At 65.6% G+C, this 576-nt stretch carries 1 protein-coding gene and 1 pseudogene; both read left to right on the top strand.

Annotated elements, in window-relative coordinates; all coding sequences use genetic code 11:
* The coding region (locus J0A65_RS25280) for a chemotaxis protein CheW (RefSeq protein ID WP_206596974.1) at positions 1-342 on the top strand (342 nt) is incomplete at its 5' end.
* A gap of 15 nt (positions 343-357) precedes the next feature.
* Positions 358-576, top strand: a pseudogene (locus J0A65_RS25275) (CheR family methyltransferase); the annotation flags it as partial.

Below are 576 nucleotides of genomic sequence, written 5' to 3'. Positions count from 1 at the left end.
CTGCGTGGCGGCGTAGTGCCGATCATGGACCTGCGCCAGCGCTTCGGTCAGCAGCAGACCCAGATCGGACGACGCAGCTGCATCGTCATCCTCGAGGTGGTGCGCGAGCAGATGCAGCAGGTCATCGGCATCGTCGTCGAGGCGGTCAACGCGGTGCTGGAGATTCCCGAGCAGGACATCGAGCCCGCGCCCAGCTTCGGCAGCCATATCCCCACCGACTTCCTGCTCGGCATGGGCAAGCTCGACGAGCGCCTGGTGGTGCTGCTGGACATCGGCCGGATTCTCTCGCTCGCCGACCTGCGCCAGCTCGCCACTGCCGCCGCACAACCCGAACCGGCCTGACCCTGGAGCGGCGCCATGACAGCCCTGAGCCTGAACAACCGCGAATTCCAGCAGTTCCGCGACATGATCCACGAGATCGCCGGCATCGCCATGAGCGACGCCAAGCGCCAGCTGGTGGCCGGACGCCTGAGCAAGCGCCTGCGCCATTTCGAACTGAGCAGCTATGGCGACTACTTCCAGCTGCTGATGAAGGACAAGGCCGAGCTGCAAACCGCAGTCGACCTGCTGACCACC

This window comes from Bowmanella yangjiangensis (assembly GCF_017255015.1).
Lineage (GTDB): Bacteria > Pseudomonadota > Gammaproteobacteria > Enterobacterales > Alteromonadaceae > Bowmanella > Bowmanella yangjiangensis.
Note: the sequence above shows the minus strand (reverse complement) of the source record. Positions and strands in the feature narration are given on the sequence as shown.